The organism is Bartonella sp. TS82HLJMH, from assembly GCF_042193495.1.
Taxonomy (GTDB): domain Bacteria; phylum Pseudomonadota; class Alphaproteobacteria; order Rhizobiales; family Rhizobiaceae; genus Bartonella; species Bartonella grahamii.
In genome coordinates this window covers 1-1,033 of the sequence record NZ_JBHILU010000075.1, presented here as the reverse complement: position 1 = coordinate 1,033, position 1,033 = coordinate 1, and the positions used below count along the sequence as shown (strand labels likewise).

Below are 1,033 nucleotides of genomic sequence, written 5' to 3'. Positions count from 1 at the left end.
TCTTCATCTGCTGTTCTGTGTAATCATGTAACTGACCTCCATTAACAGCTTCTTTCGAATCCTTTTCAATCTTTCCATCCGCTACATTGTCTATTAATACTGGAGAACTGTCATCTCCACCAATTAACGTAACTTTATTGGTCTTTTTACCTGCTTCATCTCTATCATATTGTACAGATCCCTCCGTAACTTTAGTTTCAATATCCTTGACCTGATCTGTAATCATCTGCTGAGTTTCCCAAAGCTGTCCTCCATTCACAGCTTCTTTGGAATCTTGCTCTACCTTACCATCCTCTACATTGATAATCTTACTGGGGCTCTTAACGCCCTCATCATCAACGTGAGAGGCATCATAGCTTCCTTTTTCTTCATTCCAATTCAGACCATTCGAAGCAACATCCTTTTCAACTTCTTTTATACGATCGTTGATAGTGCTCATGCTGTCATTAACAACATCAAATGCTTCAGAGACATTAGTACGCTCCTCTTTATCTCCTTTCGTACCATCCTCATTGAAAACCTGAACGTAGAATTTGGGGCCTTGCCAGTTTCCTTCCTTATCATAACCAGCTCCTCCACCAAAATATGAGGCAAAGCTCTGTTGTAGAGTATAAATCTGACCTCCATTAATCGCATCCGTCGAATCTTCTGATATCTTTCCTTCCGCAAGGAACGTGATCTTGCTGTTGTCCTTTTTACCTTCGTTCTCATGCTGTGCTACAAACGCACCGGCATCATCACTCCACAACAACGCATTTTGCTCAATGTTTTCTGAAATCTCATTATGAAGATTCTTGAAGACCTTATTGACACCAGCAAACGCGGCTGCAATGCTATCATAATCCTCCTCTTCAAAGCTGCCATCTTCTTGGAAAGTCATTATCTTGAAACCTGGTAAGACCCAGCCATCACCATCATACTTAGCATCACCACCAAAATACTTTGCTAGCGACTGATTCAGATCATAAATCTGTCCACCATTAACCGCATCACTCGAGCCTGATGCTATAGAACCATCCGCAACCGATGTGAT

The 1,033-nt window shown here is 41.5% G+C and carries 1 pseudogene; it reads right to left on the bottom strand.

What is annotated here, in order from left to right:
* Nucleotides 1–1,033, bottom strand: a pseudogene (locus ACFIKO_RS09300) (hypothetical protein); the annotation flags it as partial.